Source organism: Mucilaginibacter sp. PPCGB 2223 (genome assembly GCF_001705515.1).
Taxonomy (GTDB): domain Bacteria; phylum Bacteroidota; class Bacteroidia; order Sphingobacteriales; family Sphingobacteriaceae; genus Mucilaginibacter.
This window is the reverse complement of the sequence record NZ_MDJS01000003.1, coordinates 422,792-436,840: the sequence shown is the minus strand read 5'-3', so window position 1 is coordinate 436,840 and position 14,049 is coordinate 422,792. Positions and strand designations below refer to the sequence as shown.

13 protein-coding genes are annotated in these 14,049 nt (G+C 47.6%); 5 read left to right on the top strand and 8 right to left on the bottom strand.

The annotated features are described in order from the left end of the window. The 3 genes from BEL04_RS16700 to BEL04_RS16685 all read left to right on the top strand — a co-directional run bounded on the left by BEL04_RS16700 (window position 1) and on the right by BEL04_RS16685 (window position 4,100). Window positions 1–2,301, top strand: coding sequence for a BamA/TamA family outer membrane protein (locus tag BEL04_RS16700; protein WP_066005925.1), 2,301 nt, complete (start codon window positions 1–3; stop codon window positions 2,299–2,301). Window positions 2,302–2,470: 169 nt separating this feature from the next. Beyond that, on the top strand, window positions 2,471–3,409 hold the full coding sequence (mdh, locus tag BEL04_RS16695) for a malate dehydrogenase (protein WP_066005924.1): 939 nt from the start codon (window positions 2,471–2,473) through the stop codon (window positions 3,407–3,409). A gap of 265 nt (window positions 3,410–3,674) precedes the next feature. Beyond that, window positions 3,675–4,100 (top strand): aspartyl protease family protein, encoded by a 426-nt coding sequence (locus tag BEL04_RS16685; RefSeq protein ID WP_066005922.1) that lies wholly within the window; start codon window positions 3,675–3,677, stop codon window positions 4,098–4,100. Here the strand turns inward: BEL04_RS16685 and BEL04_RS16680 are convergent, their stop codons facing one another. The 7 genes from BEL04_RS16680 to BEL04_RS16650 are packed head-to-tail and all read right to left on the bottom strand — an operon-like array spanning window position 4,101 to window position 9,514. After that, entirely contained in the window at window positions 4,101–5,288 is a 1,188-nt protein-coding gene (locus BEL04_RS16680) for an NRAMP family divalent metal transporter (protein WP_066005921.1), read from the bottom strand. Continuing rightward, window positions 5,288–6,049, bottom strand: a complete 762-nt coding sequence (locus tag BEL04_RS16675; RefSeq protein WP_066005920.1) for a LamB/YcsF family protein — start codon at window positions 6,047–6,049, stop codon at window positions 5,288–5,290. Before BEL04_RS16675 ends, BEL04_RS16680 begins: the two co-directional genes overlap by 1 nt. 7 nt (window positions 6,050–6,056) lie before the next feature. Continuing rightward, on the bottom strand, window positions 6,057–7,046 hold the full coding sequence (locus BEL04_RS16670) for a biotin-dependent carboxyltransferase family protein (RefSeq protein WP_066005919.1): 990 nt from the start codon (window positions 7,044–7,046) through the stop codon (window positions 6,057–6,059). Continuing rightward, entirely contained in the window at window positions 7,043–7,774 is a 732-nt protein-coding gene (gene pxpB / locus BEL04_RS16665) for a 5-oxoprolinase subunit PxpB (protein ID WP_066006247.1), read from the bottom strand. The genes BEL04_RS16670 and pxpB overlap by 4 nt, the downstream gene beginning before the upstream one ends. A 53-nt stretch (window positions 7,775–7,827) precedes the next feature. Then, window positions 7,828–8,529, bottom strand: a complete 702-nt coding sequence (locus BEL04_RS16660) for a hypothetical protein (protein WP_066005918.1) — start codon at window positions 8,527–8,529, stop codon at window positions 7,828–7,830. Then, a complete protein-coding gene (locus tag BEL04_RS16655) occupies window positions 8,529–9,179 on the bottom strand; it encodes a hypothetical protein (RefSeq protein ID WP_066005917.1) in 651 nt (216 codons plus the stop codon). The genes BEL04_RS16660 and BEL04_RS16655 overlap by 1 nt, the downstream gene beginning before the upstream one ends. Next, window positions 9,176–9,514 carry a PadR family transcriptional regulator gene (locus BEL04_RS16650; RefSeq protein ID WP_066006246.1) on the bottom strand — a complete coding sequence of 113 codons (339 nt, stop codon included), beginning with the start codon at window positions 9,512–9,514 and terminating at the stop codon, window positions 9,176–9,178. The genes BEL04_RS16655 and BEL04_RS16650 overlap by 4 nt, the downstream gene beginning before the upstream one ends. Before the next feature lie 217 nt (window positions 9,515–9,731). Between BEL04_RS16650 and BEL04_RS16645 the strand changes: the two genes are divergently transcribed. Then, entirely contained in the window at window positions 9,732–10,898 is a 1,167-nt protein-coding gene (locus BEL04_RS16645; protein ID WP_371327591.1) for an acyl-CoA dehydrogenase family protein, read from the top strand. Between the two features lie 194 nt (window positions 10,899–11,092). After that, the gene (locus tag BEL04_RS16640; protein WP_175404101.1) at window positions 11,093–13,111 is read left to right on the top strand and encodes a tetratricopeptide repeat-containing sensor histidine kinase; all 2,019 of its coding nucleotides are present in this window, start codon (window positions 11,093–11,095) and stop codon (window positions 13,109–13,111) included. Window positions 13,112–13,186: 75 nt separating this feature from the next. On the opposite strand, the gene BEL04_RS16635 is transcribed toward BEL04_RS16640, so the two are convergent. Then, window positions 13,187–13,876 (bottom strand): hypothetical protein, encoded by a 690-nt coding sequence (locus BEL04_RS16635; RefSeq protein WP_139113079.1) that lies wholly within the window; start codon window positions 13,874–13,876, stop codon window positions 13,187–13,189. Window positions 13,877–14,049: the final 173 nt, after the last annotated feature.

Genomic DNA, 14,049 nt, shown 5'->3' with positions numbered 1-14,049 from the left:
ATGAGCAAGCGTTTACCATACCTGTTAATACTGGCTTTATTTATAAGCGCCTGCAGCAATACCCGTTACCTGCCTGCCAACGAGAAGCTGTATACTGGTGTGCAGGTGAACATCAAAAAGGATACGAATACTACCCGGCGTGAGCGTAAGGACCTGACCACCGAACTTACCGGCTTGACAAGGCCAAAACCTAATGCTTCATTCCTTGGATTGCGTTTTAAACTGTGGCTGTATAACATCAGCAAAGGCAGGAAGAACTTTCTGTCGCGCTTTATCAATAAGCGCGGCGAGCCGCCTGTGTTGTGGAGCACGGTAGACCTGGACCAGAATGCAACCATTTTGCAAAGCCAGCTGCAGAATGAAAGCTATTTTTTGGCGCAGGTAAAGGGGGATAGCCTGGTGAAGAAACGGCGCACCGCCAAAGCCATTTATAACATCCAAACCGGGCCGGCATACAAGATCAACAGTATACATTTCCCTACCGACACCGGCAGTCTGGATACGGCAGTGGCTGGCACAGCCAAACAATCGCTGCTAAAGGTTGGGGATAAATATAACCTGGCCACCATCAAAGCCGAACGCCTGCGCATTGATGCACGGCTGAAGGAAGAGGGTTTTTACTATTTTTCACCGGATGATATTTTGCTGCAGATCGACAGCACCAACGCGGGTAAGAACAGGGTGAACGAATATGTGACCATTAAACAGGAAACCAACGATAAGGCCTGGGATATTTATACCATTAAAAATATTTACATATATCCACGGTATTCGCTCAAGGATACAGCCATCAAGCTCGACTCGGCACTGCGTTATGACGATTATTTTGTGATCGATCCGAAAAACACAATACATCCTTATGTGTTCCGCAACGTGATGTCGTTCCACCCGGGCGAACCGTATAACCATGCCGACCATAACCAGGCATTACACCGCTTTATCGATCTTGGGCCCTATAAATTTGTGAAGAACAGGTTTGAGGATGTGAACGACCCGGGATCGCCGAAGCTGAACGCATTTTATTACTTGACGCCCTATCGAAATAAATCGCTGCGGTTTGAGCTGATCGGTCGCACCACATCGGCCAACTATACGGGCACTCAGGCCAATATCACCTGGCGAAACCGTAACACATTTAGAGGCGCGGAGCTGCTCACCGTATCATTGATGGGTAGCCGGGATGTGCAGTTTGGCGGGCAGAACAACGGGTTTAACGTGTACCAGGCCGGCATCCAAACAAGCCTGAGCTGGCCAAGATTTATCACACCGATGCGTGTGAACAGCAACAGCGACTTTTTACCGCACACTACGCTACAGTTTGAGTACGACCTGACCAATCGCACTCAGCTATACTCGCTAAACTCATTTCGCGCCCAATTTGGTTACCAGTGGAAGCAAACCGATTTTATTCAGCACGACCTGGAAGTGATCAGCATTACCTATGTGAAAGCGGCAAGCGTTACACAGTTGTACACCGATAGCATCAGGCATACGCAAAACCCCTCGCTGAAACATGTGATTGACAACCAGCTGACTTTTGGTCCGACTTATAGTTTCACCCATACCAATACCCAGTTGGATTATAAAACCAATACGCATTATTTCAATACCAAACTTGGCCTTTCGGCCAACATATTGGGCATTGTGAGCGGGGCAGATACGCTTGCGGGCAAAGCAAAAAAGCTATTCGGCACAATTTATAACCAATATGTAAAGCTGGAAGGCGAATACCGCTTTTACCACAAGATCACCAATACCGACCAGATGGCGGCGCGCTTTTATGCGGGCGCGGGCTTGCCTTACGGCAACTCGACCATTATGCCTTACAGCCAGCAATTCTTCATTGGCGGGTCGAACAGCTTACGGGGTTTCAGGGCGCGGTCGATAGGGCCGGGTACCTATATCCCGTCGCAAACCATTACCAGCGGCTCGGGTTTTATCCCGGATCAGTCGGGCGACATTAAACTGGAAGCCAATATAGAATACCGGCCAAAACTGTTTAGTATAGTGCATGGGGCGCTGTTTGTCGACGCCGGAAACATTTGGAACATCCGTCCGCACGATGGATTGGAGGGCGCCGCTTTTGGTAAAAACTTTTTGAGCCAGGTGGCAGCCGATGCTGGCTTTGGTTTACGATTTGACCTGACTGTTCTGGTGCTGCGCACCGATCTGGGCTTCCCCATCCGCAAACCCTGGCTACCCGGGGGCCAACGCTGGGTGATCGACCAGATAAACTTTTTAAACGGCGGGTGGCGCAGTCAGAACCTGGTGTTTAATTTGGCGATAGGGTATCCGTTCTGAGTCGTGTGCGAATAGTTTATTATTAGATTATCCAGTTGCCGCCACGACAATTAACCTAATAAATTAAGTAATCAAATACATACAATAACTTCGCGCAAATCATTTTTTTTAATACTGCCTTTTACTACCTTAGGGCAGTAATCAATAACCATCTAAATTATAAAGTCTCATGAAAATAACAGTAATTGGTGCCGGTGCCGTTGGCGCAACTTGTGCCGATAACATTGCCCGCAGGGAATTAGCCGAAGAATTGATCTTGTTAGACATCCGCGAAGGTTTTGCCGAAGGCAAGGCTATCGATATGATGCAAACCGCCTCTTACCTGGGTTTCGACACCAAGATTACCGGCGTTACCAACGATTATGCCGCTACAGCGGATAGCGAAGTAGTAGTCATTACTTCGGGCCTGCCGCGTAAACCGGGTATGACCCGTGAGGAACTGATCGGCACCAATGCCGGAATTGTTAAAAGTGTGACCGAAAACATTGTTAAATACTCGCCAAATACCATCATCATCGTAGTATCCAACCCGATGGATACCATGAACTACCTGACTTTTAAAACATCGGGCCTGCCTAAAAACAAGATCATAGGTATGGGCGGCGCGCTGGATTCGGCACGTTTTAAATACTACCTGAGCCAGGAACTGGATTGCTCGCCTGCCGATCTGAACGCGGTTGTGATAGGCGGCCACGGCGACACGACGATGATCCCGCTCATTAAACATGCTACCTGGAATAGTATCCCGGTAACGCAGCTTTTAAACCAGGAACAACAGGATAAAATTGTTGCAGCAACGATGGTTGGCGGCGCTACGCTGACTAAACTGATCGGCACTTCGGCATGGTACGCGCCGGGCGCGGGTACGGCTGCTATGGTGGAGAGCATTGTGCGCGATGAGAAAAAACTGATCTCCTGCGGGGTGGCGTTGGACGGCGAATACAGCCAGAAGGATATTTCGCTGGTGGTGCCGGTTATTTTGGGTAAAAACGGATGGGAAAAAATTATGGACTTTAAGCTGAGCGATGCCGAGCAGGCCGAGTTCAACAAGAGCGCCGATGCGGTGAGAAACATGAACCAGGTGCTGAAGGATTCGAATTTTATATAAGTTGTTGGCTACAAAGCCAACAACGGCCAGGTGATAGCAACAGCAGCGGCAAGTAGGTTATTAAGTTAATAAGTTATGAAGGTTCTTTGCGTTAGCGATTGCAGCGCCCGCCCGCCTGCCGGCAGGCAGGGATACCGGCCTTGTGGCTAAGGCCTGCAGGTGTATGAGCGCCCGCCTGCCGGACGGGCAGGGAAAGCGCGGGCCACAGGCAACGCCCAAATCAATATCAAATTTAAAGTGACCCAAAACCCATAATTTAAAAATCTTGACAATATCCATCCCATTACAAATTATAGACCTTGAAGGCGACGGCTTCCACCCCTTGGTGGAAGTTGTTGTTTTTGGCAAACCGTTTTTGGTGGTGCTGGATACTGGCGCCTCGAAAACGGCTTTTGATAAAAATATGCTACTGGAAACCAATGCCGCGGCCGTTTTGATGGAGACCGACAAACTGTCGACCGGGTTGGGCACCAGCACAATGGCATCGTTCAGGCTAACGCTCGACGAATTGTATGTCGGCGGGTTTCGGATGCCCGACGCGGAAGTAGCCGTGCTGGACCTGTCGACCATTAACAATGCTTACAGCCAGTTAGGAAAGCCGCTGGTGTTAGGCGTTTTAGGCGGCGATATTTTGATGAGATACCGCGCGGTGATAGATTACGGGGAAGGCGTATTGACCTTAAATACTTAGTTATTTCCCCCCGCTCAGCATTTGCAAAATGGCGCCGGCGCTCATCCAGGTCATGGCGGCAACCACTATAACACCCAATACGGTTAGCCAAAGTGGTTGCTTATAACCGGCTACAATTTTTGAGCGGTATGCCGCGATGAGCATTACGCCGAGCGAAAGCGGCAAAATAAAACCGTTGATGGCGCCAACTGTAAGCAGTGTTTTTACCGGTTTGCCTACGATCAGAAAAATAATACACGATACGCTGATAAAGCCGATAATAACCTGCCGGTTAAATTTGAGGATACGCGGGTGAAAGGTTTTGATAAACGATACGGAAGTATACGCCGACCCGACAACCGAAGATATGCCCGCCGAAAACATCACTACGCCAAATAATTTGTAACCCGCCATACCGCTGGCTAACCTGAATACCGAGGCAGCCGGGTTAGCAGGATCGAGCTTATTGCCTGCACTTACCACGCCTAAAGCTGCTATAAACAGCAACAAACGCATGAGCGAGGCCAGGCCAATAGCGCTCAAAGCACCTTTGCTGATGGCCGGCAGATTTTCCTTGCCGGTTTGGCGGGCATCGAGCAGACGGTGTGCGCCGGCAAACATAATATAACCGCCAACGGTACCGCCAACAATGGTCAATACTGCTGTAAAGCTAAATTGCGTTGGGTTAACCGCCCGCAGGGCCGCTTCAGCTAAGGGTGGTTTACTGATCCATGCAATATACAGGGCCAGCAAAATTTTGAGCATGCCCATGGTTTTGGCAAAGGCATCCATGGCCTTACCGGCTTCTTTGTAAATAAAAATGCCGATGGCTAAAACAGCGCTGATGATAGCACCCTGCCACACGCTTATGCCAAACAATACATTGAGGCCCAGCCCTGCACCGGCAATATTGCCGATGTTAAAAGCCATGCCGCCCAAAAACACCAGGAACGAAATAAAATAACCAAGGCCCGGCATCACCTGGTTGGCAATATCCTGCGCGGGTTTATCGGCAACGGCAATAATACGCCATACGTTTAACTGGGCAATGGCATCGAGCAATACCGAAAGCAAAATAACAAAAGCAAAGCTTGCGCCGAGTTGTTGGGTAAAAACAGCCGTTTGCGTTAAAAAACCCGGACCAATGGCCGACGACGCCATCAAAAAGGCGGCGCCCAGTAAAATGCTCCAATTTAGTTTTTTCTGCATCAGCGGGTGGGAGCTTTGATGGTGATGCCTTCTGCCTTCAGGGTTTGGTGGATGGTTTTGGCAAACTCAACAGCGTGTGCGCCGTCGCCGTGTATGCACAAGGTATCCGCCTGCAGGGGTATCACTTTTTTATTGACCGATACAACCTGTTTGTTTTTCACCATGAGCAACACCTGGCCGAGCGATTGTTCATCGTCGGTGATCATGGCGTTGCTTTGGATGCGCGGGGTAAGCGAGCCATCATCCTGGTAGGTACGGTCGGCAAATACTTCGGATGCTGTTGCCAAGCCTATATTTTTAGCTTCGGTTACCATCTCGCTTCCGGCAAGGGCGAATAAAATAAGCATAGGGTCGAAATCGTGTACGGCGTTTACTATGGCCCGGGCCAGCGCAGGGTCCTTAGCGGCCATATTGTATAATGCTCCATGTGGTTTGACATGGTTCAATTTACCCCGGGCGGCCTTTACAAAACCGTATAAAGCGCCGATTTGATATAATGTCATCTGGTAGGCTTCGTTGGGTGATATCTTCATTTCGCGGCGACCAAAACCCTGCAGGTCGGGTAAGCCGGGGTGCGCGCCTATGGCAACACCTTTTTTGATGGCGGCGTTCACGGTATCCTGCATTACCTGCGGATCGCCGGCATGGTAACCGCAGGCAATATTGGCCGATGAAACATAATCGAGCAAAACAATGTCATTCGGCATCGGATAATTACCAAATGCCTCGCCCATATCGCAATTGATATCTATAAAAGCCATATTTTATTTAAAATGCATACTTATGCCCAATACTCGCGGCCAGTTTCTGTATATCCTTTTCCTGTTCAATATACAGCATTTCGGCTTCATTCCAGCTAATCTCTTTAAAATAGATAGTGTCGCCGGGCTTAAGCTGGGCGCACAGGGGCATATCTGCCAGGGCAACCTGTGCTATCCGCGGGTAGCCGCCGGTAACCTGGCAATCGGCCATGAGCATAATCAGCGAACCATCGCCAGTAACCTGTATGGTACCGGGTATTACGGCTGTGGAGAGCAGTTCCTGCTGGTTTAGCCTTTGCATTAACGGTCCGTTTAACTGATAACCCATGCGGTTACTTTTCTGACTCAGGGAATAAGGCTCGGTCAAAAAATTGGTGATTGATAAGCCATTGAACCAGTTGAATTCCCTTGCGGGGATAACGCGGATAGTTTTGATCTTTGGTAAATCCCTTTGCGGGATGCTCCATTTAGGATAACAGATATTTGCGCCGCTCAGCTCATCCAATATGTTTTTCGCTGTAGCGGATAGCTGGCCGGTATTATTTAAAACGTCATTTGCAGCTAATTTACGACCTTCAAAACCACCGAAACCTGCTGCCAGGAATGTGCTCCGGCTGCCTAAAACTTCGGGTACATCCCAGCCCCCGGCAACGGAGAGATATGTGCGACAACCCTGGTTCACAGTGTTCAGACTCACGTTCAAGCCGGCAGGTAAATAGACAGGTTTATTTAGCGGAATGGGCCGCGCACCGACGCTCAGCCTTGCCCCGTAGCCCGATGCGGCTATCAAGGCGCCGGTTTCTGTTTTAAACCCGGCATCGCCGTAGGTAAATTCGATTACCGCATCGTTGGCATCGTTACCTACACACATGTTGGCAGTGCGCGCCGAAAGCGTATCCATAGCGCCCGAAACCGGTACTGCCAGGTGTTGGTAGCCGTGGCGGCCCAAATCCTGCACGGTGCTCAGCAAACCGGGTTTTGTGATCTGTATCTTCATCTGGCTTTCGCGATCTTCTTGAATTCGGACAGGTTGATGGGTTCGAATCGTACTCTGTCGCCCGCTTTGAGCAGCGATGGTTGGGTAATTGTTACGTCGAACATTTTCAGTGGCGTTTGCCCGATGATCTGCCAGCCACCGGGCGATAGTAAAGGATAAATGCCCGTTTGCAAACCCGCAATCCCCACCGCACCGGCGGGTACATTTGCCCGCGGCTTTGCTTTTCGCGGAGCCATAATGGCTTGCGGCATACCGCCGAGGTAGGCAAAACCGGGCATAAAGCCTATCATATGCACCAGGTAAGTAACCGAGCCGTGCAGACGGATCACTTCGTCGGTCGTCAGGTCGTTTATGCGGGCTACCTCTTGCAGGTCGGGGCCAAAGTCTTCGCCGTAGCAAACCGGGATGGTAATGGTATCGCTTTCGCGGATGGTTGTTTGGACGGGGTGTTGCTTTAAGCCATCGAGATAAGTGCTTACTTTTTCGATGGCTGTATTGCCGGGCATATCGGCTTTGGCTACCGCCAACGCATCGAAAAATACCGTTAGGGTACAGTAAGCCGGTACCATGCCGGTCATCCCCGCAAAGGGATTTTCTTTGAGCAGGTTGCCAAACGCGGTGATGGTGTAAAGCAGATCGGGGCTGATTTTGTTGCCGAACTCAACAGTTACCGCCTTTTCGCTGATGGGATAGATGGTAAACTGAGGCTGTTCGGCTATGGTGCTCATTGGCAGGGTTTGATAGCCAAATTTACAATAATCGGCATCAAACAAAAGCCTGTTTACGCTGCAATCGTAACCGGTTCTAACAAATGATATTTTTTGTCGAGCTCGATGCAGCTTTGTAATGCTTTTTTGCGCACTGTGTTAATAGTAACAAAAAGTACAATAACCACGACGACCAGTAAGCCATAAATTATGCCAACCAGGTTGAGGCTCAAATGCTCATAAATGCGTATCTGGACGCCGAAAACATTCCACACCTGGAAGATTAGCATAGCAAAGATAAGGTATAGGTTACCCATTTTCATGGTGAGCAATTGGTTATAGCGTTTATACTTTTTGTAGTCAGTATATCTAAGAGCTATTAGCGCGGCGATAACTAATATAAAGCCGGCGATAAAAAATAGTTCGGGTTTGGCTACAGCTACGAAAGGGATATACACCAGGCAAATAAACAGCACCATCAGGGGTATATATTTTAGCCTGAAATAGGATACGAAAGCCGCGCCGAACAACCGGAGGTACCTTTTCTGTAAACCCGCCGTGATGGCATCCTCAATAACACCAAAACCCATTACACCGAACTCGCCGTGGGTGATTTGTATGGCTTCGTCTAAACTCAAAGCCGGATTGGCGGTCATCAATTCCTCTACCCTGCTGGCTACGTGATCGATGATCTCCAATTGCACATCGGGATAGGTAAAGCCGCGTTTGGAGATAAAGGCTTTGATATGGGCGATCTGTCCGGCGGTAAGTTTCATCAGATGAGCTGTATCTGGTATTCCTGGCGGTATAGTTTAAAAAAGCTTAAAACAAATATGCTGTAAGCTACAAAAACAAGCAAAGTTGTGATGCCGTAATAATCGAAATGGCGGGTTACGAAAGAAAGGATATTGACTGCGTTGCACGATAGCGACGATACCGAAAAAATATAACCCTCTTTTACAGAAGGCTTTATATAAATACCAGTGTGCCAGCCTATATATTTCGCCCGCATTTTTTTTAGAAAGATCAATGACAGTGGCAATACCCCGGTTACCATGGCAACCAGCATGAGCGATTTGTGCGTGGCCGGGTTTTTATCGATAATATAGCCTGCTACCGTTAGGGCAATGGTAAACACAAGCGTGGGCCACCTGAAGAAATAAGCCATGTTTTGCCCATGCTTTTTTTGCATCGCTTTAAAAGCATAGCCGGCGCTATCTTTCTCCATCTGTTTCAGTTTTTCAATCCCGCCGAATTCGGTTTCGATGATCTGGCCGAACAGTTCATCTGTATACACACCTGTACCGGGCAGGCAGTCAATACTTTGCAGAATGTGATCGTACACCTCGTCGAAAGTTTCGCGGTATTTTACGGCGTAGTTCAGCTTTTGCTGTATATCCAGCTTTTGCTCGTCGGTCAGGTTCATCGAATAGCCGGTTTTAAACTTAATAATGCCTGCAACTGTTCAATAAAAGCCCCCGCTTCGTTTACCTTGCTGGTTACTTCGTGGCCGCCCTCTTCAGTCAGGCGGTAATATTTGCGCACACGGTTGTCCACTATCTCGGTACTGGTTTCGAGCAGGCCGTCGGCTTCCAGCTTATGCAAAGCCGGGTAAAGGGCACCCTCGGTAAGCTTGATCTCGCCGGCGGTGAGCTCTTTCACTTTTTGGGTGATCTCGTAACCGTACATCTGCCGGTTATCTTCAAGCAATTTGAGGATGATCGTCTGAATAGTGCCTTTCAGCATAGGGTTTGTACTCATAGAAACAAAGGTATAAAATTTTCTTATATACATAAGAAAATTATGCATATAATTTTTAAAGCGACCAAAACAGCCCTTAATTTCAACCCATTTACAGGCAAATAATTCCGCGTAAAATACCCCATTCTTACTTTAGTGCATTTAAACGCTATTGCCAAATGCGCCTTATTTGCCGAAATTAGCCACACATCAAAATACTGTTATGGCTAAGACCGACATGTACGAAGCGCCCGATTATTACTGGATAGACGAACTGTTAAGCGAAGAGCATAAACTGATCCGCGCGAGCGCCCGCGATTGGGTAAAAAGAGAATTGAGCCCGATCATTGAAGACTATGCACAACGGGCTGAGTTCCCCAAACAAGTAATCAAAGGCCTGGCCGGGATAGGCGCTTTCGGGCCCACAATTCCGGAGGAGTACGGCGGCGCAGGTTTGGATTATATAGCTTACGGCATTCTGATGCAGGAACTGGAGCGCGGCGATTCGGGTATACGGTCGACGGCATCGGTTCAGGGCTCACTGGTGATGTACCCGATATATGCATACGGCAGCGAAGAGCAGAAAAAGAAATACCTGCCTAAACTGGCATCCGGCGAGTTAATGGGCTGCTTTGGCTTAACCGAGCCCGATCATGGCTCGAACCCTGGCGGCATGACCACTAACTTTAAGGACGCAGGCGATCATTACCTGCTGAACGGCGCTAAGATGTGGATATCGAACGCACCTTTTGCCGACATTGCCGTGGTTTGGGCAAAAAGCGAAGCCGGTAAAATCCATGGCCTTATCGTAGAGCGTGGCATGGAAGGTTTCAGCACACCCGAAACGCATAATAAATGGTCGTTGCGGGCATCGGCAACCGGCGAACTGGTGTTCGATAACGTTAAGGTGCCCAAAGAGAACCTGCTGCCCGGAGCATCTGGTTTAAAAGGGCCGCTGGGATGCTTAAACCAGGCGCGCTACGGTATCGCCTGGGGCGCCATAGGCGCGGCGATGGATTGTTACGATACGGCGCTGCGCTACTCTAAACAAAGGGTGCAATTTGGCAAACCTATAGCTGGGTTTCAGTTGCAGCAAAAAAAACTGGCCGAAATGATCACCGAGATCACCAAGGCACAATTGTTGGTTTGGCGTTTAGGTGTTTTAAAGAGTGAGAACCGGGCTACAGCCGCGCAGATATCAATGGCTAAACGTAACAGTGTCGAAATTGCTATCAATATTGCCCGCGAAGCGCGGCAGATGCTTGGCGGCATGGGTATCACAGGCGAGTACTCGATTATGCGGCATATGATGAACCTCGAATCGGTAATTACTTATGAAGGCACGCACGATATTCACCTGCTGATCACCGGTATGGATGTTACCGGCGAAGATGCCTTTAAGTAAACAGGGGGTTTACCCCAGGCCAATTTTCGTGATCGTTTTTTTAATATAAAGCCGGATAATTTGCGTTTTTGATATTCTAAGCAAATATTTTAACTATATTTGGTAGCAAATCGCTCTTGATATCAGCAATGCCCCCCTTCAAAACGCATATTGACAAATATAGGCGTCAAACCCTGTTTTATGTTATAAGTTGCGTGTCTCTTATACTTTTGGGTTCGTGTAGTAAAAACCAAAGCGAAGATGCTTCAACAACAAACTACTATAGCAAAGAGATAGATAAAGGGAGAGATATTTATAATAATAATCCCGCTAAAGGCATCCATTATTTAGATTCGGTTTTAGCGCAACACAAAAACATCGGCACAGCAAATCTTTTTGAGGCTTACGAATTATACTGCACTTATTACTATCGCGTGCATGTTAATTATGACAAGGCTATGCGCTATGCCGACAGCATGCTTAATATCATCCAAAAGAGTGGTAATATAAAGGCATACGCCAAGCAATTAGGTATATGCTATTTTTCAAAAGGTGATATTTATTTTGCCACAGGCCATTTCCCCGAGGCTTATCAAAACTACTACCTGGGCAAAGTAACAGGCAAAAATAATTTTGATAACTGTACCCTGGCCGACTACAGCTACCGTATGGGTATGATCATGTACAAACAGGCCCACTTTAGTATTGCTGCCAATTATTTTAAGGAAAGTTTTGCAGAAAGCACCAACTGCACCATGAACTTCGTGACTTTTTATCGGATGCAGGAGCTGTTGGATAATACGGCCATTAGCTATAATAAGGCGGGACTTAGTGATAGCGCACTGGTTTACTTTGACCGTACACTGGTTTATCTTAAGCATGAAGGGCCAAAGTATAACGAAAGAGCCGACTTGATAGAGGTGGCCAAGGCTGTAGTTTATGGCAACCTGGGGCAATTGTATATCGCAAAAGGCGACTACATTAAGGCCGAGGACCTCCTCAAAAAGAGTATCGCTATTAACCTTAAAAAAGGTAACGATAACCGCGATGCAGAGTTGAGCGAATTGAAATTGGCCAATATCTATACAAAAAATAATGATCCCGGGTTATTAGATCTTCTTACAGATATACGCGCACAACTTGATAGTGTAAAAAACCCCGATGCCGAAGTAGAATGGAATCATTTGATGGCCAATTATTACGAAAGGCAAAACGAGCTAAAAAAAGCCTTGCACTACTTCGACGAATACGACCTTTTAAAAGATTCGGTTGCCAAAACAACCCAAAAGCTAAAGGAGAGCGATGTTAACCAGCAGTTTAAGGATCTTGAGAACCAGTCGACGATAAACAATCTGAAAACTGATAACCAGCTCAAGCAAAATTATTTAACCGTGGCACTGATCTATTCGGTGATGGCGCTGATCATTATCTTGCTGATATTTTTAAACTGGCGCCGGTCAAAAGCCAGTATTAAAGACCTAAGCAGATTAAATGCCCAGGTATTACAGCAGAAGGACATTTTAGAGCAGGCCTTTAAAGAGCTGGAAGTTGCCGATAAAGAGAAGGACAGGATATTGCGTGCCGTTGCCCACGATTTACGTAACCCGATAGGTGGCATTGCTTCGCTTACGGCGCTTATGCTAATGGAGGAAATGGACACCGAACAAAAGGAATTGCTTGAACTGATACAAAGCGCCACGAACAATTCGCTCGAACTGATCAACGAGATATTGGAAGTTACCGGCAATACCTCCCTTAATACCGGTAAAAAGCAAATGGTAGATATCAATACCCTGCTGAGCAACAGTATAGAGCTGCTGCGTTTTAAGGCCGCTGAGAAGAACCAGAAGATCAAGCTCGAGACACTGGAAACACCTGAAGAGCTGTTCATTAACCGCGAAAAAATATGGCGGGTGATGAGTAACCTCATCAGTAATGCCATTAAATTCAGTCCGCAAGGCTCGGATATTTACGTAAAAGTTATTAACGAGGGCGATAACATACTTATTTCGGTTACTGATCACGGCATCGGTATACCCGATAATATCAAAAACCAGGTATTCAATATGTTCACCCAGGCCAAACGTGCCGGCACAGCCGGTGAGCCGTCGTTCGGGCTGGGCCTGTCCATCAGCAAGCAGATTGTCGAAAGCCACGGCGGCGAAATATGGTTCAAGAGCGAGCCCGGCAACGGAACTACGTTTTACATACGGTTGAAGAAAGCAGTATCATAACGTTCGCTCTTTAAATGAAAAAACCACCCCGGTATCGCAACCGGGATGGTATCATGGAAAACAAACAATCAACAGTTAAAATCTTGTCGGGCGGTTCTGTGCAAAGCGTTCTTGTGAGCCATTAGCGCCAAAACGGTTGTTGTTTTGTTGTGGCTGTGCCTGTTGTTGCTGATATTGCTGGCCGCGGTTATTCCAGTTGCCACGGTTATCATTTTGTTGCTGATATTGCTGGCCGCGGTTAAAATTATGATCATCGTGCTGTGGTTCTACACCACGGCCATAATTGCCATGGTCGAAGTGATCGTCGGGGCGAGCGTAACCACGATCAAAGTTATGCTCGCGGTAATCATGATCGCGGTCGGCATACATGTGGTAATCGTGTTCGTCGCGGTAGTTCCAGTTACGGTGCTCCCAACCATTATAGCGCGAGCGGTAAACTTCGCTGTGCAGGTATGGGCGTGGCTCGCGTATTTCGATGCGGCGGGCATAATGCCAGTCGTAATTACGGTAAGCGCCGGGCAGGTAAGCTGCCGATACCCAGTTGTAACCATCGTTATAATAATAACAGTTTTCGCGCACTGAGTAATAAGCCTCTACATCAGGCAGGTAGTAATAATCGTCGGCACAAACCGGCGCAGGTTCGGGGGCAACATAAGCAGGCGAGCCGCCTAAATGCAAGCTGATATGGATACCTATCTGGGCCTTAGCCGATTGAGCTATTAAACCGCTAACTGCCATTGCTGATAAAATGATGAACTTCTTCATGGTGTTTATTTTTTTAGTTACAGATGCTATTGCCTTTTAATTTTTATTGCGCTTTTGCTATCTGTGTTATTGTTTGTTTTATAGTTAAGACACTATGCGTGCATAATAGTTTAATCTGGATTTAAAAATATATTTTTGATTATGTTGTTTTAATCAAAATATTACATCTTTAA